This window comes from Paraburkholderia dinghuensis, from assembly GCF_003837865.1.
GTDB lineage: Bacteria > Pseudomonadota > Gammaproteobacteria > Burkholderiales > Burkholderiaceae > Paraburkholderia > Paraburkholderia dinghuensis.
Genome location: NZ_RQIS01000005.1, coordinates 308,319 through 329,173, shown reverse-complemented (window position 1 = coordinate 329,173; position 20,855 = coordinate 308,319). Strand labels below are relative to the sequence as shown.

19 protein-coding genes are annotated in these 20,855 nt (G+C 64.9%); 15 read left to right on the top strand and 4 right to left on the bottom strand.

Annotated features, from left to right (window positions below):
• Positions 1–115 precede the first annotated feature (115 nt).
• Positions 116–1,381, bottom strand: a complete 1,266-nt coding sequence (glgC, locus tag D1Y85_RS09405) for a glucose-1-phosphate adenylyltransferase (protein ID WP_124150768.1) — start codon at positions 1,379–1,381, stop codon at positions 116–118.
• Between the two features lie 492 nt (positions 1,382–1,873).
• On the opposite strand from glgC, the gene D1Y85_RS09400 reads away from it, so the two are divergent.
• Positions 1,874–2,959, top strand: coding sequence for an alpha/beta fold hydrolase (locus D1Y85_RS09400; RefSeq protein ID WP_124150767.1), 1,086 nt, complete (start codon positions 1,874–1,876; stop codon positions 2,957–2,959).
• 263 nt (positions 2,960–3,222) lie between these two features.
• Here D1Y85_RS09400 and D1Y85_RS09395 read toward each other — a convergent pair whose 3' ends face one another.
• Complete coding sequence (locus D1Y85_RS09395; protein ID WP_185218938.1) at positions 3,223–3,849, bottom strand: TetR/AcrR family transcriptional regulator; 627 nt, start codon at positions 3,847–3,849, stop codon at positions 3,223–3,225.
• Between the two features lie 225 nt (positions 3,850–4,074).
• On the opposite strand from D1Y85_RS09395, the gene D1Y85_RS09390 reads away from it, so the two are divergent.
• Together D1Y85_RS09390 and D1Y85_RS09385 are read left to right on the top strand one after the other, a co-directional pair.
• On the top strand, positions 4,075–4,419 hold the full coding sequence (locus D1Y85_RS09390; protein ID WP_124150765.1) for a putative quinol monooxygenase: 345 nt from the start codon (positions 4,075–4,077) through the stop codon (positions 4,417–4,419).
• A gap of 121 nt (positions 4,420–4,540) precedes the next feature.
• The gene (locus D1Y85_RS09385) at positions 4,541–4,897 is read left to right on the top strand and encodes a SpoIIAA family protein (RefSeq protein WP_124150764.1); all 357 of its coding nucleotides are present in this window, start codon (positions 4,541–4,543) and stop codon (positions 4,895–4,897) included.
• A 149-nt stretch (positions 4,898–5,046) separates the two neighbouring features.
• Here D1Y85_RS09385 and D1Y85_RS27480 read toward each other — a convergent pair whose 3' ends face one another.
• Both D1Y85_RS27480 and D1Y85_RS09375 read right to left on the bottom strand, forming a co-directional pair.
• Positions 5,047–5,559 (bottom strand): MFS transporter, encoded by a 513-nt coding sequence (locus D1Y85_RS27480; RefSeq protein ID WP_342773459.1) that lies wholly within the window; start codon positions 5,557–5,559, stop codon positions 5,047–5,049.
• A gap of 117 nt (positions 5,560–5,676) precedes the next feature.
• Complete coding sequence (locus D1Y85_RS09375) at positions 5,677–6,672, bottom strand: LLM class flavin-dependent oxidoreductase (protein WP_124150763.1); 996 nt, start codon at positions 6,670–6,672, stop codon at positions 5,677–5,679.
• A 709-nt stretch (positions 6,673–7,381) separates the two neighbouring features.
• Here D1Y85_RS09375 and hpnI point away from each other — a divergent pair.
• The 12 genes from hpnI (at position 7,382) to astD (ending at position 20,847) form a co-directional block, all read left to right on the top strand.
• Positions 7,382–8,629 carry a bacteriohopanetetrol glucosamine biosynthesis glycosyltransferase HpnI gene (gene hpnI, locus D1Y85_RS09370; protein WP_124150762.1) on the top strand — a complete coding sequence of 416 codons (1,248 nt, stop codon included), beginning with the start codon at positions 7,382–7,384 and terminating at the stop codon, positions 8,627–8,629.
• A gap of 103 nt (positions 8,630–8,732) precedes the next feature.
• Positions 8,733–10,154 (top strand): hopanoid biosynthesis associated radical SAM protein HpnJ, encoded by a 1,422-nt coding sequence (gene hpnJ / locus D1Y85_RS09365; RefSeq protein WP_124150761.1) that lies wholly within the window; start codon positions 8,733–8,735, stop codon positions 10,152–10,154.
• On the top strand, positions 10,154–11,050 hold the full coding sequence (hpnK, locus tag D1Y85_RS09360) for a hopanoid biosynthesis-associated protein HpnK (RefSeq protein WP_124150760.1): 897 nt from the start codon (positions 10,154–10,156) through the stop codon (positions 11,048–11,050). The genes hpnJ and hpnK overlap by 1 nt, the downstream gene beginning before the upstream one ends.
• On the top strand, positions 11,047–12,087 hold the full coding sequence (locus tag D1Y85_RS09355; protein WP_124150759.1) for a lysylphosphatidylglycerol synthase domain-containing protein: 1,041 nt from the start codon (positions 11,047–11,049) through the stop codon (positions 12,085–12,087). The genes hpnK and D1Y85_RS09355 overlap by 4 nt, the downstream gene beginning before the upstream one ends.
• Positions 12,088–12,188: 101 nt before the next feature.
• Positions 12,189–12,758 (top strand): outer membrane protein assembly factor BamE domain-containing protein, encoded by a 570-nt coding sequence (bamE, locus tag D1Y85_RS09350; RefSeq protein ID WP_124150758.1) that lies wholly within the window; start codon positions 12,189–12,191, stop codon positions 12,756–12,758.
• A 15-nt stretch (positions 12,759–12,773) separates the two neighbouring features.
• A complete protein-coding gene (locus D1Y85_RS09345) occupies positions 12,774–13,754 on the top strand; it encodes a patatin-like phospholipase family protein (protein ID WP_124150757.1) in 981 nt (326 codons plus the stop codon).
• Positions 13,755–13,932: 178 nt separating this feature from the next.
• The gene (locus D1Y85_RS09340) at positions 13,933–14,703 is read left to right on the top strand and encodes an ABC transporter ATP-binding protein (RefSeq protein WP_425466909.1); all 771 of its coding nucleotides are present in this window, start codon (positions 13,933–13,935) and stop codon (positions 14,701–14,703) included.
• Between the two features lie 175 nt (positions 14,704–14,878).
• Positions 14,879–15,850, top strand: coding sequence for a GlxA family transcriptional regulator (locus tag D1Y85_RS09335; RefSeq protein ID WP_246024840.1), 972 nt, complete (start codon positions 14,879–14,881; stop codon positions 15,848–15,850).
• Between the two features lie 168 nt (positions 15,851–16,018).
• The gene (locus tag D1Y85_RS09330; protein ID WP_124150755.1) at positions 16,019–17,233 is read left to right on the top strand and encodes an aspartate aminotransferase family protein; all 1,215 of its coding nucleotides are present in this window, start codon (positions 16,019–16,021) and stop codon (positions 17,231–17,233) included.
• Between the two features lie 38 nt (positions 17,234–17,271).
• Positions 17,272–18,351 (top strand): arginine/ornithine succinyltransferase subunit alpha, encoded by a 1,080-nt coding sequence (aruF, locus tag D1Y85_RS09325; RefSeq protein ID WP_124150754.1) that lies wholly within the window; start codon positions 17,272–17,274, stop codon positions 18,349–18,351.
• Positions 18,348–19,373, top strand: coding sequence for an arginine N-succinyltransferase (gene astA, locus D1Y85_RS09320; protein ID WP_124150753.1), 1,026 nt, complete (start codon positions 18,348–18,350; stop codon positions 19,371–19,373). Before aruF ends, astA begins: the two co-directional genes overlap by 4 nt.
• A 10-nt stretch (positions 19,374–19,383) precedes the next feature.
• On the top strand, positions 19,384–20,847 hold the full coding sequence (astD, locus tag D1Y85_RS09315; RefSeq protein WP_124150752.1) for a succinylglutamate-semialdehyde dehydrogenase: 1,464 nt from the start codon (positions 19,384–19,386) through the stop codon (positions 20,845–20,847).
• The last annotated feature ends 8 nt before the right edge of the window (positions 20,848–20,855 follow it).

The window sequence follows — 20,855 nt, the reverse complement described above, 5'->3', positions numbered from 1 at the left end:
CGTTGCGCCTCGCACTCGCGCTCGTGCCAGCGGCGGCGGGGCGCTCGCGTGCTGCTTGAAACACGGCGAGCGCCCACGTCGCGCACATCGATCGGCGTGCACGCCGCCGCGTGCTTCATCCCCGCAGGCGCGCGAGCGCCTCCTGCGTGACCAGCACGACGCCGCTCTCGGTGCGATAGAACCGTTCGGCGTCGCGCGCCGGGTCTTCGCCGATCACGGTGCCGTCCGGGATTTCGCAACCGCGATCGACCACGACCGTGCGCAGGCGGGAACTCGCGCCGACCGTCACCTGTGGCAACAACACGGCCTCGGCAATGTTGCAGAACGACTTCACGACGACATTCGACGAGAGCACCGAGCGCGAAATCTGCGACCCCGTGATGACGCAGCCGCCGCAGACGATCAGGTTCGTGCCCGAGCCCTGCAGGCCGTTCAGGTCGCGCACGAATTTCGCGGGCGGCAACTGTTCCTGGTAGGTCCAGATCGGCCAGGTGCGGTCGTAGAGATCGAGTGTGGGTATTGTCGACGCGAGATCGAGGTTCGCGGACCAGTAGGCGTCGATGGTGCCGACGTCGCGCCAGTACGGCTCGGTGGTGGCGTCCGAAGTGACGCACGAGAGGCTGAACGGATGCGCGATCGCGTGGCCCTGGGTGACCACGCGCGGGATGATGTCCTTGCCGAAATCGTGATCGGTCGCCGACATCGAGATGTTCTCTTCGAGCAGCTTGATGAGGTAGGCCGTCTCGAACACATAGATGCCCATGCTGGCGAGCGCGATGTCGGGGCGGCCCGGCATCGCGGGCGGATCGTCGGGTTTTTCGACGAAGCCGGTCACGCGGCGCGACTCGTCGACGGCCATCACGCCGAACGCGCGCGCTTCGAGTCGCGGCACCTCGATGCAACCCACGGTGCAGTCGGCGCCGCTGGCTGCATGGTCGGCGATCATGCGCGTGTAGTCCATCTTGTAGACGTGGTCGCCGGCCAGCACGACCACGTACTTCGGTGCGATGGAGCGGATGATGTCGAGGTTCTGGTAGACGGCATCGGCGGTGCCGCGATACCAGTGCGCGCCTTCGACACGCTGCTGCGCGGGCCACAGGTCGAGGAACTCGTTGAACTCACCGCGCAGGAAGCCCCAGCCGCGTTGCAGGTGGCGCAGAAGCGAATGGGCCTTGTACTGCGTGACGACGGCGATGCGCCGGATGCCCGAATTCAGGCAATTCGACAGGGCGAAATCGATGATGCGGTATTTGCCGCCGAAGTAGACGGCCGGTTTGACGCGCTTGTTGGTGAGCGGGCCGAGCCGCGTGCCGCGTCCGCCCGCGAGCACGATTGCTAGTGTCGCGCGTTGCAGATCGGTGCGGGTTGCCGGAGTGTCCATGGGCGTCTCCTGTGTTGACCGGAGTTGGCGCTTTAGCTGTCGGTCGGAGTTAGCGCTTCAGCGCTTACTCCGGCCCCATGCAGAGCACTTACTCCGGTCCCATGAAAGATGGTCGTTGCTCCACCTTATGCCCCCGGATGAGCCGGCGCGTTCGCGTTGTGCCTGCCTGCGCCGCCGGCGTCGCTGTTCGCCTGCAATATGTGTTCTAGCACCGAATGGCGCGCAGTGCGAATCGCGAGCACATGTCGTCGATCAGTCAGCGGCGCACCGTGAACATGAGCGGCGGCGCATGGACGCTCCGGGACAAGGCGGCGGGAGCGCTGGAGGCTAGAATCGCGGGCGATGCGTGCGCGCCGTCGGGCCATGCGGCACTATCTTGCGTCGAGGTACGGCGGTCCTGCCGTCGCAGACCGGGGCCGCGGCTTGCCCGGCACAGCGCATCCAGCCACGTTCTCAACAGACTGATCCGACGAATGTCCAACTGACCCGCTCATGACCTTGATCCGCAAGCTTTCCGCCTTCGCCGCCGCGTGCTGTGCCGCTGCGTTCTGCCATGCCGCTTTCGCCGACGACGGTCCCGCCTATGGCCCCGAACTCGAGGGCTTCAGCTATCCGCATACGGTTCACGAATTCGCGTTCACGTCGCAGGGGCAGTCGCTGCATATGGCGTACATGGACGTGCAGCCTGTGAACCCCAATGGCCGCACGGTCGTGCTGCTGCACGGCAAGAACTTCTGCGCCGCCACCTGGGACGCGACAATCGACGAACTGACCCATGCGGGCTACCGTGTGATCGCGCCGGATCAGATCGGTTTCTGCAAATCGAGCAAGGTCGCCGCTCCCCTCAGGCCAACGCCAAACGGGTTGCAGACGGAAACGTCGAGCAGGCCGGAGGGCTATCAGTTCACCTTCCAGCAACTCGCGCGCAACACGCATGCGCTGCTGCAGTCGCTCGGCGTCGAGCGCGCGACGATGATCGGCCATTCGACCGGCGGCATGATCGCGATCCGCTATGCGTTGATGTACCCGGGCGAGACGCAGCAACTGGTGCTGGTCGACCCGATAGGGCTCGAGGACTGGAAGGCGAAGGGCGTGCCGTCGCTATCGGTCGACGACTGGTATGCGCGCGAATTGAAGACGACGGCCGACAGTATCCGCCGCTACGAGCAAGCGACCTACTACGCGGGCCAATGGAATGCCGCATACGAACCATGGGTGCAGATGCTCGCGGGTATGTATCGCGGACCGGGCAAGCAGATCGTCGCGTGGAACTCCGCGCTGCTTTACGACATGATCTACACGCAGCCGGTCGTTTATGAACTCGGCCAGTTGCAGATGCCGACGCTGCTGATGATCGGCGACAAGGACACGACCGCGATCGGTAAGGACCTTGCGCCGCCGGATGTGCGTGCGAAGCTCGGTCATTACCCGGAACTCGCCAAGGCGGCCGCGAAAGCGATTCCGCACGCGACCTTGGTGGAATTCCCGGAGCTAGGGCACGCGCCGCAGATTCAGGACCCACAGGCATTTCATAAGGCGCTGTTGGACTGGCTGGCGGCGGCGCCGAAAAGCAACTGAGCGATCAAATGGGTCCACGCAGCGCACTGTCGCGCCGCATACGGTGACGCTGTCGCGTCAGCTCAAGCGGGCGAGTCTCGTGGCTCGCCCGGTCCTCTCACGGCTTGCCTAAGCTCCAGGCGGGGACTTTCGCGCGGGCGGATCGGTTTATTTCTGGCCCCCGCTCGTTCTGCGGTTGCGACGCTCAGATGCCGGCTCCATCCTGCAAACGGACGTCCATGCAACGGGCGTATGACAAGAACGCTCTCACCTTGACAAACGCATCACTTCTTACCAGGAGCCTTGCTATGTCGGCGGCTTCCTGCGTCATTCCAGGGGCGTGCCACGCCCCGTGCCTCCAGCATCGCGTCGACTAAAGCCTCCAGGTGCGTAGCCACAAGATCTGCGCCTAAAGATTGCGCCGCCACCTGTGCACCCTCAAAGCACAGATGCAAGACCATCGCGCAATGTTCCGGATTTTCTAACCCGGCCTCGCTGCAAAGGGCTTGAATGCGCTGCACCTGAGCTTTCTTGTGCTGGTCGATCACCTTGCGAGCGGGATGGTGCTCGTCGGGAAGTTCCGCGAGGCTGTTCGCGAGAGCACACCCTCGATTTCCTTCGCTGCGAAGGCGTTGCACCACGGAAAGGACCAGCGCCTTGAGTTGCGATGCCGGATCCCCAGGATGCATATTTTCCCAATGACTCCACATCTGCTCGTACTCGTCGGCAACGGAGGTCAGCCAATGCACGACCAGATCGTCTTTGGTATCGAAGTGGCGATAGATCGCCATTTTGTTGGTGTTTGCCGCTGAGGCAATGGCCTCGACACCTATGCCGCGAATGCCCTCACGATAAAAGAGCGACTGCGCGGCTTCGATGATGCGTTCGCGAGGCGAAAGTGCGTGAACCATCATGTTTCCTGGAGATTGGGAGAGCTGCCGGTCATCCGGCCGGAGCATTTCGGATTGCCCTGTTGACTAATGATACCGATCAGTATCATACTGCCGCAACACGATACCGATGGGTATCGTTGTAAGTTGTCGTTTCAACAACACACAAGCAACCAGACAGGAGAGTGACATGTCACCACTGGCCATCATCGATCTTGACCGGCCGCAGCCGGAGGATCCGCAGCCATGAACCCAAACACCCAAACGACCGCATCCGGCGAAGTGATCGTGATGCTCAACCTCCAGTTCAAGCCAGGCTCGGCCGGGAAGGTGCTGGAGACGATGGTGCCGGGCATCCGCCTCACGAGAATGGAGCCGGGCAACAACGAGTTCCAGATGTTCAAGGTGAAGGGCAGCGAAGACAGATACGTGGTGTATGAGCGCTGGAAGGATCAGGCCGCGCTGGATTGGCACTGGGAGCAACCCTACACGAAGGAGGCTCTGGCGCTCTTTGGCGAACATCTGGCAACACCGCTCTCCGAGGCAGAGGATGTCGCCTACCTCACGGACGTGCTGGAAGGCGGCGACTAAAAAAGATGGCCGCCAGGTGAACCTAACCGGGCGCGTGGAAAGGGGTACTATGGGGAAGTCATCGAACGCCAGACTCATCCGTGCCTGAGCGTGTAACGCCTCCCTGACCAGGGGTCCCACCATGATCCTTTATCACACCATCCCCGATTCGTCGGTCATCGAAATATCCGTCGAAGGCAAAATCACCGACCTCGAACTACGTGAAGCCATCGAGCGCATGCGTGGCGATCTTGAACGGAACGGAAAGACCCGTGTCCTCGAACGCATTGAGCATTTCAGCGGTATCGAGCCGAAGGCGCTGTGGACGGATTTGACGCTCGGCGTCTCCGTCGCCCGCAAGGTAACGCGCGCAGCGGTAGTGGCCGACGCGGCCTGGATTCACGCCTCGATGCATCTGGCGCGGTTCTTTACAAAGGCTGAAATCAAGGCGTTCCATGTTAGCGAGCTGGAACAGGCGCGAGCCTGGATCAATGCCTGAACGTCGCTACCCGACGACCGCTTCGGGCCGTGGTCGACCACTTTCGGACGTCCTCACCCAACGGCTTTTGTCCGAACCTGGTCGCTGGTTGTTCTCGTTCGCCGACCGGCTTACCCAACGTACGGCAGCGCGATCAGGGGCAGGTCCGCTCAACCGGTCCGCGTCGATTCTATTGGCACGTTGATCGTGGCCGACGTCATATTGACCAATGCTGCCGCCGTGATTGCGATGGCGGCCACGACCATCATCACGTCCCAGCCGGCAAGTTCGACGAGTATCCCGGCCGCCACGGCGCCGCAGGCTCCGGCCCCGTAGTAGAGGGTCAGGTATGCCGCATTCAACGCACCGGCGCGAGCCGGCTGAATCGCGACGACACCCGCCTGGTTCGCAACCTGAGCGGCAAAGCAGCCCGCATCAAACGTTGCAAGCGAAACGACTAACCAGCCTGGTCGACCGAGCGAAACGTCGAGTACCAGGGTTGAAATTGCCGACACAGCCAATCCATAGCGGATGACTGCACGGCCACCGAATCGATCGGTGAGTCGTCCCGCGATGCGTGTCACAGCGAGTCCGAGCACGCCGGCGAGGCTATATGAGCCAATTGCCGCGGCACTCAGGCCGTACGGTGGTTGAGCGAGACGGATGGCGAGCCCGACCCACACCAGGTTGAACGCAAAAAAACCAGAGCATGCCGGTGCAGGTGCGGCGCCTTAGCTGGACGTACTCGCGCAACAATGAAGGGATGGCACCTACGGTAGCACCACCCAAACCAGCGCCGCTCACCGCCCCGTGCCCAACTCCTCGCGCACTTCCGCAGTGATCTCGAACGAACGCAGCCGGGCGGCATGGTCGTAGATCTGCGCGGTGACGATCAGCTCGTCCGCGCCGGTCTGCTCGATGACCGAAGCGAGCCCCGCGCGCACGGTATCGCGCGCGCCCACCACCGAGCACGCGAGCGAGTGCGCGACACCCGCGAGTTCCAGTTCATTCGCCTCGATTTTCTCGACAGGTGGCTGAAGTTGCCCCGGCGTACCGCGCCGCAGGTTGATGAACTGCTGCTGAAGCGACGTGAACAGGAAGCGGGCTTCATCGTCGGAGGCGGCGGCGAACACATTGACGCCGACGATCGCATGAGGCTTGGCGAGCGTGGCCGACGGCCGGAACTGCGAGCGGTAGAGTCGCAACGCCGTCAGCAGGTGGTCCGGCGCGAAGTGCGAAGCGAACGCGAAGGGCAGACCCATGGCCGCTGCCATCTGGGCGCCGAACAGGCTCGACCCGAGGATATAGAGCGGCACACCGAGTCCCGCGCCGGGCACCGCGCGCACGCGCTGGCCCTCCACCGGCGCTGAGAAATAGCGCTGGAGTTCGACGACGTCGTCGGGGAAGGCATCGCTGCTCGACTGCAGGTCGCGCCGCAGCGCACGCGCCGTCGTCTGGTCGGTGCCGGGCGCGCGGCCGAGCCCGAGATCGATGCGCCCGGGGTAGAGCGATTCGAGCGTGCCGAACTGCTCGGCGATCACGAGCGGCGCGTGGTTCGGCAGCATGATGCCGCCCGCGCCGACCCGGATCGTGCGCGTGCCGCCCGCGACGTAGCCGATCACGACCGACGTCGCAGCGCTGGCGATGCCCGCCATGTTGTGATGCTCGGCGAGCCAGTAGCGACGGTAGCCCCAGCGTTCGGCGTGCTGGGCGAGGTCGAGCGTGTTGCGCAAGGCGGCACCGGCGTTAGAGCCGGCGGGAATCGGCGAGAGATCGAGGACGGAGAACGGAATCATGGTGTTTCGTGTTTTGTGAGGCGCCGGCCGGGTTGGCCGCCCTGAGGCGACGCAAGCCGCGCGTGAGGTCCGGCCATTGTGCCCGAGCGTCCCGGTGCCTGCCGACGCCGAACCGGAGCCCATGTCGTCGGCATGGTTACGCTATGCGACAGGTTGCCGCGGTTGGTGAGTGGGGAGAGTTGAAATTCGAATCCGGCAACATTTGCCGAGCGGTTTTGATGCGGATTCGTCGAACGGATATTTCAATTTATTTTCAATCGCATTTCAAAAAATCCGCTAAACAGAGGCGAACTGCTCGAAAGCTGAAATATTTGCCGTATTTGCAACGGTGAGAAGCAGTTTTGCTGCGTGCCCTGAAGCGGGCCGGGGAGGTTGCTGATACAATTTTTTTCCGCGCCGAACCGGGGCGCGAGCAGTTCGCATGTTACGGCATATTTCCGTTACTGCTTGATCAGTTAGCCCGCCAAGTTCCGCTGCATCCGCCAAGGCGCATTCCTGCGGCCAGTTTCCGGTTGGGAACACGCGTTGCTGCGCGGCTGTGCGTTTGTTTTTTTCCGAAATTCAGGGTTGTGTAAATGGTACTAGGCGATTCGCCTGATCTGACCAACGCGGGTGAAGCGAGCGGCGTAGGTATCGGAACGTCCGGAACCACCGGAACCGCCGCCGGGCAGAAGCGGGCCATGCGGATCGAGCTGCCGGGGGGGCTCGCATGACGGTGCAGTTGCCATTGGTCTGGTGGCTCGCGATCGCGCTGTGCTGTGTGGTGACGCTCTACGCCGTCTTTGCCGCGTTGACGATGCCGCGCCACGGCTCCGCGTCGCAGGTGCGCGCAGCGGCGCGGCGCGCGCGTGCGAGCAAGCCGCTACCCGTGAGCGTGCTCAAGCCTTTGTGTGGGGCCGAACCGCGTCTCTACGAAAATCTCGCGACCTTCTGCGAACAGAACCACCCGCGTTTTCAGCTGCTTTTCGGCGTCTCGTCGCCCACCGATCCGGCCATTGCCGTTGTGCGCCAGTTGCAGGCCGCCTATCCGGGGCACGACATCGAACTCGTCATCGACGCGCGCGTCTACGGCAGTAACCTCAAGGTCAGCAACCTGATCAACCTGGCGGCGCGTGCGCGCTACGACGCGCTGATCGTCGCCGACAGCGATATTGCCGTCGAGCCCGACTACCTCGATATCGTCACGGCGCCGCTCGCCGATTCTTCGGTCGGCGTGGTCACCTGTCTCTATTACGCACGCAGCGTCGGCGGCTTTTGGCCGCGCGTCGGCGCGCTTTTCATCAACGAATGGTTCGCGCCCTCGGTGCGCGTCGCGCATAGCACGGGCTCGCGCGCGTTCGGCTTCGGTGCGACGCTCGCGCTTTCGCGTGCGACGCTTGAGCGCATCGGCGGTTTCGCCTCGCTCAAGGACTGCCTCGCCGACGACTATCTGCTCGCCCGCTTCGCGCGCGACCATGGCCTCGCGACGGTGCTCGCGCCCGTCGTCGTCGCCACCGACGTCATCGAGCCGACCTTCGGGGCGTTGTGGCTGCGCGAGACGCGCTGGATGCGCACGATCCGCTCAGTGAATCCGGCGGGCTTCGCCTCGCTCTTTATCACGTTCACGTCGCCGTGGATCGTGTTCGGCGCGGTGCTCGCATTCGCGCTTGCCTCGGGCGCCTCGCCGGCGCTCGCGGGCACCGGTACCACTTCTGCCGCCATGGCCGCGCTCGGTTTGAGCACGATAGGGGGTATCATCGCGCGTTCGGTGCTGCACGCACGAAGCAGCGCCAGCTGGCGCACGTTCTGGCGCGATTTGCCGCTCGTACCGCTGCGCGACACGCTGCTCATGCTGCAATGGCTCGCTGCCGGATTCGGCTCGCATGTGGTCTGGCGGGGCGTGCGCGTGCCGGTGGCGAATGCGGGCGTCGCGGCGTCCGGGCAGCGTCCGGCCGTCGAGGTGTCCGACGGCCGTTGATTTCAGGTTTGTCGCGCGTGCCGCAAGGGCGGCGCGCGCCGCGTTTAATTTTTAAATTTTCACTTTTGCCCGATACACCCCGGGTTGCCGGAGCTTTCATCGCATGAAAACGCTGTTTTTGCAGGCCCCGTCCTACGACGGCTTCGACGGTGGCGCAGGTTCGCGCTATCAGGCGAAGCGTGAGATCCGTTCGTTCTGGTATCCGACGTGGCTTGCGCAGCCCGCGGCGCTCGTGCCGGACAGCCGCGTGCTCGACGCACCGGCCGATGGCCTCTCCGTCGATGAGACGCTCAAGATCGCCGACGACTTCGATCTCGTCATCATCCACACGAGCACGCCGTCGTTCCCGACCGATGCGCTCTTCGCGGAAGACCTCAAGAAGCGCAAGCCGTCGATCCTCGTCGGCATGGTGGGCGCGAAGGTCGCAGTCGATGCGCACAACTCGCTCGCCGCGACCGCGGCGATCGACTTCGTCTGCCGCGAAGAATTCGACTACACCTGCAAGGAAGTGGCCGAGGGCAAGCCGTTCCCCGAAATCAAGGGCTTGAGCTGGCGCGCGAAGGACGGCTCGATCGAGCACAACGCAGATCGTCCGATGATCGAGAACATGGACGAACTGCCGTTCGTCGCTCCGATCTACAAGCGCGATCTGAAGATCGAGAACTACTTCATCGGCTACCTGAACTACCCGTACGTCTCGATCTACACGGGTCGCGGCTGCAAGTCGCGCTGCACGTTCTGCCTGTGGCCGCAGACGGTGGGCGGCCATCGCTACCGCACGCGCTCGGTGGCGAGCGTGATCGAAGAAGTGAAGTGGATTCGCGACAACATGCCTGAAGTCAAGGAGATCATGTTCGACGACGACACCTTCACCGACGATCTGCCGCGCGTCCAGGAAATCGCGCGCGGGCTCGGCAAGCTCGGCGTGACGTGGTCGTGCAATGCGAAGGCGAACGTGCCGTACGAGACGCTCAAGGTCATGAAGGAAAACGGCCTGCGCCTGTTGCTGGTCGGCTTCGAGTCGGGCGATGACCAGATCCTCGTGAACATCAAGAAGGGCGTGCGCACGGACTTCGCGCGACGCTTCAGCGCGGACTGCAAGAAGCTCGGTATCAAGGTCCACGGCACCTTCATCCTCGGTCTGCCGGGCGAGACGCAGGAAACCATCAAGAAGACGATCGAGTACGCGAAGGAAATCAATCCGCACACGATCCAGGTGTCGCTGGCCGCGCCGTATCCGGGCACGGTGCTCTACAAGCAGGCCGTCGAGAACGGCTGGCTCGCGGAGAACAAGGTCATCAACCTCGTTTCCCGCGAAGGTGTGCAGCTCGCAGCGATCGGCTATAAGCACCTCACGCGCGACGAGATCTATCACAACCTCGAAAAGTTCTATCGCGAGTTCTACTTCCGGCCCTCGAAGATCTGGGAAATCGTGCGCGAAATGCTCACGAGCTGGGACATGATGAAGCGCCGCCTGCGCGAGGGCGTGGAGTTCTTCCGCTTCCTGCGCGCTCACGAGGCGTGATGGTTGGGCCGTCTCGCCGCAGTGGTGAGGATCGGCGCGCGCTGATCTTTACCGCCGACGACTTTGGCCTGCACGAGCGGGTCAACGCCGCGGTCGAGTGCGGGCATCGCGAGGGTGTGCTCGATGCGGCGAGTCTGATGGTGGCGGCCCCCGCGGCCGCCGATGCCGTAGCACGTGCGCGGCGTCTGCCGGGCTTGCGCGTGGGTCTGCATCTCGTGCTGGCAGACGGTGCGTCGATGCTGCCGCGCGTGCAGATTCCCGCGCTCGTCGACGAAAACGGCCGCTTCGGCGACAACATGGCGCTCGACGGCGTGCGCTTCTTCTTTCTGCCGCACGTGCGCGCGCAACTCGCGAAGGAGATCCGCGCGCAGTTCGAGGCGTTTGCCGCGACCGGGCTCGCGCTCGATCACGTCAACACGCACAAGCATTTCCATCTGCATCCCACCGTGCTTTCGCTGATTCTCGAGATCGGCCGCGACTTCGGGCTGCGTGCAATGCGCCTGCCGCTGGAAGCGGGCGCGCCGCTCGCGCTCAAGCCCTGGCTTCATCTCGTGCGCACGCGGCTCGCCCGCGCGGGCATCGCGCACAACGATTTCGTCGTGGGCATGGCTAAAACCGGCGCGATGGACGAGGCCGTGCTGCTCTCCGCAATCGCGAATCTGCCGGCGCAGGGCGTCGGCGAGATCTACTGCCATCCTGCCGTTGCGGGCGAGGGCGCCATTACCCCGTCGATGCAAACCTATCGCCACGCCGACGAACTCGATGCGCTCGTCTCGCCGCGCGTTGCGGCGGCGCTCGCAGCGGCGGGCGTGCGCCATGGCGGTTTCACCGACGTGTTTTTCGGCGGTCCGGGTCGATCCGGTTCGTCCGCGCCGGCGCAGGAGGCAGGGGCGTGATGAAGTGGATCCAATGGCTCGGCTTGCCGGTCGGGATTGCGATCCTGATTGCGCTCGTCGTCCACAACGGCGCGCATGACGTCATCCGCAGCATCGGCATGGCGGGTCCTGCGCTGCTCTGGCTCATCCCGTTCCACGTGCTGCCACTGCTGCTCGACGCGCAGGGCTGGCGCCTGTTGCTCGCGAAGCGCTTGCCGATCGGCTTCCTCTTGTGGATCGCCACCGTGCGTGAGGCCGTCAACCGGCTTCTGCCCGTGGTGGGCGTGGGCGGGGAACTGGTTGGCATCCGGCTCGCGCGCTGGCGCATGCGCGACGGCAGTTTCGTCACGGCGACGGTGATCGTCGAAGTGATGATCACGATCGCCGTGCAGTACGCGTTCTCGGCACTCGGCCTGGTGCTGATCGTCGCCGCGACCGGCGATGGCAGCTCGATGCGCACCATTGTCACGATCGGGCTCGCGCTCCTGCTCTCGGCGCCGCTGCCGGTCATCGCGGTCGTGCTGTTGCGGCGCGGCGGCATCTTTCACGCGATCGAGCGCTGGGCGGGGCGCATGTTCGGTGGAGCGCATCCGCTCGTGGTCGGCATCGACGGCCATCAGCTCGACCGGGACATCGACGCGCTGATGTCGCGCACCGGCCTCATGTTCCGTACCTTCTGCTGGCAACTGGCGGGCTACATGGTCGGGGCTTTCGAAACCTGGCTGGCGCTGCGCCTGCTCGGTTTCCAGGTGTCGATCGAGGGCGCGCTCGCCATCGAGGCACTGACCCAGGCCGCGCGCCACGCGGCGTTCATGGTGCCCGCAGGCCTTGGCATCCAGGAGGCCGCGGTGGTGCTGCTCGCACAGCTTTTCGGCGTTGGGCACGACGTGGCGCTGTCACTCGCACTCGTCAAGCGGATGCGTGAAGTCGTCTTCGGCTGTCTCGCGCTCGTTTCCTGGCAAGGCGCGGAAATTCTGCGCACGCGTCGTTTTCTGCGCAGTGGCGCTACGCTCGCGCGCGACGCCGTATCGTCCAGGCAACACGAAGAAGTGCAGTAGGCGGTACATTGCAGGAAGGAAGCGCGCGCGGCGCTGCGGGGCAGTCCCCCCGCCTGCAAGTGTGCATCGGCGTTCGTTTGCATGAGTGCGGTAGCCGGACCATGAAACTCAAATTACACGAGACGCGGTTTTTCGTCGTCGTCATCGCCATGCTGGCGGCGGTTGCGCTCGGCGGCTGCGAGGACCGCCAGATCGACTCCATGTGGCAGACACTCAAGGCATTCTTCGACTCCGTCAAACCCGATGTGCTCTTGCTCAAGGGCCTGACGCCGGGCGTCTCCACGCTCGACGACGTGCGCCGGCAGATGGGCAAGCCTGAAACCGAGCGCGTTTTCGACGACTTCTCGCGCCGCCTCGAATATCCGCGCGGCCCCGCGGGCCTCAACACCTACATGGTGGACATCGGGCCGAACGGGCGGCTTGTTGCGATCACCCAGGTACTCGTCGCTGAAAACTTCGCGAAAATCCGGATCGGCATGAGCCAGGACGAGGTGCGCCAGATGCTCGGCAAGCCCGGTCAGGTGGCGGCGTTCCGGCTCAAGAAAGAGACGGTGTGGAGCTGGAAGTGGCGCGAAGGCGGGGTCGAGCAGGAGGCATTTTTCAACGTGCATTTCGGACCGGACGGCCGGGTCACCACGACTTCGCGCTCGGACGTGATCCGTGGGCACTGACACGCGGGGGATCGCATGATGAACCGGCGGCGCAACCGGTGTATCGGCCTCGTGCTCGGCGGGGGAGCCGCGCGCGGCTGGGCGCATATCGGGGCGATCCGCGCGCTCGAAGAGGCCGGGATCAAACCCGACGTCGTGTGCGGCACGTCGATCGGCGCGCTCGTCGGCGCTGTCTATGCGAACGGAGACCTCGACTGGCTTGAAGAGTGGGTCGGCCATCTCACGTGGCAGACGGTCGTGCGGCTGCTCGATGTGCGCTTCTCGGGTGGGCTGCTGGGCGGTCGCAAGGTCATCGATGTGTTCGCGAATCAGTTCAACGGGCGCGGCATTGACGAGTTGCAGCTGCCGTTCGCGGCCGTCGCGACCGAACTCGACACGGGCCGCGAGGTCTGGCTGCGCGACGGCGGCGTGGTGGACGCAGTGCGCGCGTCGATCGCGATTCCGGGTCTCTTTACGCCCATCTGGCACGACGGCGTGTGGCTCGTGGATGGCGGGCTCAGCAATCCGGTGCCCGTATCGGCCGCGCGGGCCATGCGCGCCGATTGTGTGATTGCCATCGATCTCAATCACGACATCCTGAACGGTCGCGACCTGGGCGGTGCGATCGACACGGTGCTGCGCGAGGCGCCAGAGGAGGTTGAACCGGCGGCGAGCGACGAACCGCACGTGCTGCTGCGCCGCAACGGTAAGCGTTTTCCTCGCTGGCTCCAGCCCTCGGGACGCGGCGCGACGAACGGCGCCGACGTGCGCGTCGCTCCGCCGCCCAGTGCGCGCGTGCCGTCGCTGCTCAGTTCGGTCGCGCAAAGCATCGACATCATGCAGGTGCGGATCACGCGCAGCCGTCTTGCCGGCGAACCCGCCGACGTGCTGATCCAGCCACGCCTCGGCGGCATGGGTCTGTTCGACTTTCATCGCGCCGGGCCTGCCATCGCGGAAGGACGCGCGGCCGTGCAGTACATGCTGCCCGCGATCCGCGCGCAACTCGGGATCGAATAGAGCGGGTTCAGGATGCGGCACATGCGGCATGCCGTGCCAGGCGCACCTGCGGTATTAGCGCGCCAGGCGGTGCGGTACAGTGACGGCTGGAAATCCTGAGGAGACGACCGTGTCCGATTCGAGCCCAACCCGGAGCCCCACCCGGAGCCCAACCTGGACCTCGTCCGCGATGCAAGGCATGTCGAGCAAGCTGGTGGCGCGCGACATCCACAAGCGCTATGGCGATAACGAAGTCCTGAAGGGCGTTTCGCTCGATGCGAAAAAAGGCGACGTGATCAGCATCATTGGCGCCAGTGGCTCAGGCAAGAGCACGTTCCTGCGTTGCATCAATTTCCTCGAAAGGCCGAATGCGGGCGAGATCATCGTGGACGGCGAGACCGTGCGCACGAAGGTCGATCGCCACGGCGCCCTCGACGTGGCCGACCACAAGCAGCTCCAGCGCATTCGCACAAAGCTTGCGATGGTGTTCCAGCACTTCAATCTCTGGTCGCACATGAACGTGATCGAGAACGTTATCGAGGCGCCCGTGCACGTTCTTGGCCTGCCGCGACGCGAGGCTGAGGACCGCGCGCGCGAATATCTGGAGAAGGTCGGGCTCGCGCCGCGCGTGGAGAAGCAGTATCCGTCGCATCTTTCGGGTGGCCAGCAGCAGCGTGTGGCGATCGCGCGCGCACTCGCAATGCATCCCGACGTGATGCTGTTCGACGAACCGACCTCGGCGCTCGACCCCGAACTCGTGGGTGAAGTGCTGAAAGTCATGCAGAAGCTCGCGGAAGAGGGGCGCACGATGATCGTGGTGACGCACGAGATGGGCTTCGCGCGGAACGTGTCGAATCACGTGATGTTCCTGCATCAGGGCCGCACCGAAGAAGAGGGCTCGCCCGCGGACGTGCTCGTCAATCCGGTGAGCGAGCGGCTTCGACAGTTCCTTTCTGGCAGCCTCAAGTGAAGGTGCAGCCATTGCGCCCGAAGCCCGCACGCCCTCGATGACCCGCTCCGTCAATTCCTCCAGTTCTTTCAGTTCTCCGGTACCCGACGGTTCGCCGCAGACGGCTGCATCCACCGAGCGCGCGCCTGCGGGCGGCACCACACACGTTGCGATCGTCGCGCTGCCGCCCGTGTCGATGTCGGGCGTCGGGCCCGTCGTCGACGCGCTCAATCTCGCCAACGAGATCGACGGTCGCGCGCTTTACCGCTGGCAGATGGTGTCGTGGAGCGGTCGCATGGTGCCGCTATCGGGCGGTGCGCAATGGCCGGCCGACGCCGCGTTTGGCGACACGCTCGCATGCGACTGGCTGATCGTCGTTACCGAGCGCTTCCAGCCGTTTGCCGAGCATCGCGCTTTTCTCGCGAGCCTCGCGCGCGTGGGCCAGCGCACGCCACTCGTCATGGGCATCCATCACGGCATCTGGTGGCTCGCGATGGCGGGCCAGTTGCAGGGCTATCGCGTCGCGGCGAACTGGGAGACGTACCAGCAGTTCGCCGAGCAGTTCGAGCAGACCATCGTCACGCAGCACATCTACGAGATCGACCGCGATCGTGCGACCTGTGCCGGGGGGCAGGCGACGCTCGACTTCATGCTCGCCATGATCGGTCGCGACCACGGCCCCGAACTCGTGGAGCGTATCGCTGACGTGCTCGGCGCGAGCACGCTGAAGAGCGGCGACGAGCGCCAGCGCATCCCCTTCGTGACCGCGCCGGGCGAGCGCCATCCGCGCCTGAACGACGCGCTGCAGTTGATGGAGGCGAACATCGAGGATCCGCTCACCACCGACGACATCGCGGCGCTCGTCGGCATCTCGCGGCGGCAGTTGGAGCGGCTCTTCAAGCAGTATCTCGGCGCGGTGCCGTCGAAGTATTACCTTGGACTGCGTCTGTCGAAAGCGCGCTCGCAACTGCGGCGCACGAGCAAGTCGGTGGTGCAGATCAGCCTCGCTTGCGGGTTTTCATCGGCGGCGCATTTCTCGAACGCGTATCGCGAGCGCTTTGGTGTGACGCCGCGCGAGGACCGTCGCAACTGGATCGAACGCCAGCATGGCGCCGTAGAGTCCGGGTCGCGCGAAGGCGTGCTTGTGGAGCCGCCGGAACGCAACTGAGCGCAACTGAGCGCGACGGTCTGCGCCGCGCCCAGGCAGACCTCGAAAGAACGTGTCGCGCACGCGCAAGACGTTTGGCGCACGGTTGCCTACACTGCTCCTGTCATCGACGCGCAGGGCGAGAGCCCGGTGCACACCGTCCGCATTCCGAGGCTGAGAGGATCCGTCATGAACGACCAGCATGTGACCCGCAAGACTTTCGACGAAGTGATGGTGCCGTGTTTTTCTCCCGCGCCGTTCGTGCCCGTTCGCGGCCTCGGCTCGCGCGTGTGGGATAGCGAGGGCCGCGATTACATCGACTTTGCGGGCGGCATTGCCGTGACGGCGCTAGGTCATGCGAACCCCGAATTGCTGCGCGTGCTGAACGAGCAGGGCGGCAAGCTCTGGCACATCGGCAACGGCTACACGAACGAGCCCGTGCTGCGTCTTGCGCAGAAGCTCGAAGCGCTCACGTTTGCCAACCGCGCGTTCTTCGCGAACTCGGGCGCCGAGGCCAACGAGGCCGCGCTCAAACTCGCGCGCCGCGCCGCGTTCGAGCGTTTCGGCGAAGACAAGTTTGAGATCATCTCGTTTGAGCAGTCGTTCCATGGCCGCACCTTCTTTACGGTGAGCGTGGGCGGGCAGCCGAAATACTCGGAGGGATTCGGCCCTGTGCCGGCCGGTATCCGCCATCTTCCGTACAACGACATCGAGGCCGCGCGCGCCGCGATCGGCCCGAAGACCTGCGCGGTGATCGTCGAACCGGTGCAGGGCGAGGGTGGCGTGATCCCCGCCGATCCGGCTTTCCTGCGTGCGCTGCGCGAAGCCTGCGACGCGCACGGCGCGCTACTGATCTTCGACGAAGTGCAGACCGGCGTCGGACGAACGGGTCACTTCTACGCGTATCAGGACACCGGCGTGACGCCCGATATCCTCACGAGCGCGAAGTCGCTCGGCAATGGCTTCCCGATCGGTGTGATGCTCACGACCGAACCCATTGCCGCGCACTTCCAGCCGGGCGTGCATGGCACGACTTACGGCGGCAATCCGCTTGCGGCGGCGATCGCGGGCAAGGTGGTCGATCTCGTGAGCGATCCCGCGGTGCTCGCGGGCGTGCGCCAACGCGGTGAGCGGATCCGCGCGAGGCTTGGCGAACTGCACGAGCGCTTCGACGTGTTCCGCGAGGTGCGCGGCAAGGGCCTCCTGATCGGCGCGGAATTGACGTCGCGTCATGCGGGCCGCGCCAAGGACTTCCTCGCAGCGGCCGCGAATCGCGGGGTGATGATGCTGATCGCAGGTCCGGACGTATTGCGATTCGCGCCGTCGCTCATCATTCCGGAAGCGGATCTCGCCGAAGGCCTCGCGCGCCTCGAACAGGCGTTTGAAGACGTCCTCGGCCGTTGACCCGAAACCGCCTGACGCTTTGATCAACAGGACCGACGATGCTCTTCGTTCGCCCCGCCCGACTGGCCGATCTCGATGCCATCGCCCATATGGCGCGCACCGCGCAGCCTGTGTTGCATTCGCTCCCGCATGACCGCGCGGCGCTCGAGGCGCGCATCGCGCTCTCCGAGGACTCGTTTCGCGCCGAAGTCGATTTTCCCGGCGAGGAGTTCTATCTCTTCGTGCTCGAGGATGCGTCCACGGGGCGGCTCGTCGGCACGTCGAGTCTCGTCGCGTCGGCGGGTTACGCCGAGCCGTTCTACGCGTTTCGCAATGACGCGCTGATCCACGCATCGCGCGAACTGCACGTGAACCGCAAGATTCACGCACTGCAGATGTCGCATGAGTTGACCGGCAAAAGTCGTCTCGCGGGCTTCTATATCGACCCGTCGTTGCGCGGCGACGCTGCCGCGCACCTGATCTCGCGCGCACGCATGATGTACGTGGCGATGAATCGCCGGCGCTTTACGTCCGAGGTGTTCACGCTGTTGCTCGGCGTCACCGACGATGCGGGCGTCTCGCCGTTCTGGGAGGCGGTGGGGCGCAAGTTCTTCGGGCGTGATTTCAAGGACATCGAAATGGCATCGGGCGGGCGCAGCCGCACGTTTATCGCCGAAGTGATGCCCGCGTATCCGATTTATGTGCCGCTGTTGCCTGAAGCCGCGCAGCGCGTGCTCGGCGAGCCCGATGCGAGTGCGCTGCTCGCCTACGAGATCCATCTGGAAGAGGGCTTCGAACCGGACCGTTACGTCGATATCTTCGACGCGGGTCCGGTGTTGACCGCGCAGGTCGATCGCACGACATCGGTGTCGGAAAACGAGAGCCGCATGGTGCGCGAGGCGGCGAGCGCGGCGGCGGGCACGTCGTACATGGTCGCAAGCCAGCGCGAGGGCGAGTTCCGCTGCGTGCTCGCCGCGCAACCGCCGCGACCGGAGCACCACAGGGCACGCACCGACGCCCCGCTCGACGCGGCCGCGCGCGCTGCGCTAGACGTACAGGACGGCGACCTCGTACGCGTCGCGCCGCTATGGCGCGAGACGCCGGAAAAGGAAGATCAATCGATGGGAGACGCACAATGATCGTGGTTCGCGTCGTGCAGACGGGCGATGTCGACGCGCTCGTCGCGCTCGCCGGGGAAACGGGTCCCGGCCTCACCACGTTCAAGCCGGACCGCGACGCGCTGATGGCGCGCATCGCGCGCACGAGGCGCACGCTGGCGGGACATGCCGCGCCACATGAAGCGGGTTACTTCTTCGTGATGGAAGACACGGCGACGGGCGACGTGGCGGGCGTCTGCGGCATCGAAACGGCAGTGGGCCTGCAGCAGCCGTTCTACAACTATCGCGTGAGCACGGTGGTGCACGCGAGCCAGGATCTCGGCATCTGGACGCGCATGCGCGCGCTGAACATCTCGCACGACCTCACGGGTTACGCGGAGGTGTGCTCGCTGTTTCTCTCGCCGCGCTTCCGCACGGGCGGCATCGGGGGATTGCTGTCGCGCTCGCGCTTCATGTTCATCGCGCAGTTCCGGGACCGCTTCCCCGAGCGAATCTGCGCGGAACTGCGCGGCCATTTCGACGAAAGCGGTACGTCTCCGTTCTGGCGCGCAGTGGGTTCGCACTTCTACCAGATTGATTTCAACGCCGCCGATTACCTCAGTTCGCACGGCCGCAAGGCCTTTCTCGCTGAACTGATGCCGCGCCACCCGGTGTACGTCGAACTGCTGCCCGACGAAGCGCAGGCGTGCGTGGGTCTCACGCACGCCGACACGATTCCCGCACGACGGATGCTCGAAGCGGAAGGCCTGCGCTACGAGAACCACGTCGATATCTTCGATGCGGGTCCGGTGCTCGAATGCCACATCGCCGACTTGCGCACCGTGCGCGAGAGCAGGGTCGTGCCGGTCGAAATCGGTGAACGCGACGCCGCCGATGGCGGGCGTTCGCTCGTATCGAACACATCGCTTTCCGACTTCCGCGTGGGTTTCGCCGAGGGCGTCGTTCACGACGGTGTGTTCACGCTGAATGCGCAAGAGGCGTTGGCGCTGAACGTCGCGGCGGGCGATGAGGTGCGCGTGCTCGGCGGCGCACAAAAGCACTAACGGGGACATCATGAACGAACTTTTCATCGACGGGCAATGGTGTGCGGCCTCGGGCCCCGCGTTCGCCTCGCATAACCCCGGCACCGGCGCGAAGGTGTGGAGTGGCAACGCTGCAACGGCTGACGATGTCGATCGCGCCGTGAAAGCTGCGCGTCGCGCGTTCGGCGACTGGTCGCTGACGCCGTTCGAGACGCGCTGCGAGATCGTCAAGCGTTTTGCGGCGCTCGTCACGGAGCGCAAGGAGGAACTCGCGCACGCGATCGGGCGCGAGACCGGCAAGCCGCTATGGGAAGCGCGTACCGAAGCGGCATCGATGGCCGCGAAGGTTGCGATCTCGATCGCGGCCTATGGCGAGCGCACGGGCGAAAAGCGCACGCCGATGGCCGACGGCGTGGCTGTGCTGCGCCATCGTCCGCATGGCGTCGTCGCCGTGTTCGGGCCGTATAACTTCCCGGGCCATCTACCTAACGGGCACATCGTGCCCGCGCTGATTGCCGGAAACGCCGTGGTGTTCAAACCGTCCGAGTTCGCGCCCGACGTTGCGCGCTTGACCGTGGAAATCTGGCGCGAAGCGGGATTGCCTGCGGGCGTGCTGAACCTTGTGCAGGGCGAACGCGACACGGGCATTGCGCTCGCGAATCACCGGCAGATCGACGGCCTGTTCTTCACGGGCAGTTCGGACACGGGCACGCTGTTGCATCGGCAGTTTGGCGGGCGTCCCGAGATCGTGCTCGCGCTCGAGATGGGCGGCAACAATCCGCTTGTGGTCGCGCCGGTCGAGGATATCGATGCCGCCGTGCATCACACGATCCAGTCGGCATTTCTTTCGGCGGGGCAGCGCTGTACGTGCGCACGCCGCATCCTCGTGCCGGCTGGTGAGTTCGGCGACCGTTTCCTCGCGCGCTTCGTCGAGGTGAGCGAGCGCATCGCGGTGGGTGAATACGACGCCGATCCGCAGCCGTTCATGGGTGCGGTGATTTCGTCACGCGCGGCGGCGAAGCTCGTTGCCGCGCAATCGATGCTGCTGGAGCGCGGCGCACGCGCTTTGCTGCCGATGACGCAGCGCGACGCGTCGCTTGGCATCGTGAGCCCAGCGATTCTCGACGTGACCGGCGTGGCGGATTTGCCCGACGAAGAACACTTCGGCCCGCTCGCGCAGGTCGTCCGCTACGCGAGCTTCGCCGAGGCGATCGCACGAGCCAACGACACGGCATTCGGCCTCTCGGCGGGTCTCCTTGCCGACGACGACGCACTCTGGCAGCAATTCTCACGCGAGATCCGCGCGGGCATCGTGAACTGGAATCGCCCGACCAACGGTGCGTCGAGCGGCGCGCCGTTCGGCGGCACGGGCCGCTCGGGCAATCAGCGACCGAGCGCGTACTACGCAGCCGATTACTGCGCTTACCCGATGGCCTCGGTGGAAAGCGCGCAATTGCAGATGCCCGCGAGTGTTTCGCCGGGCCTTCACTTCTGAGGATCGAC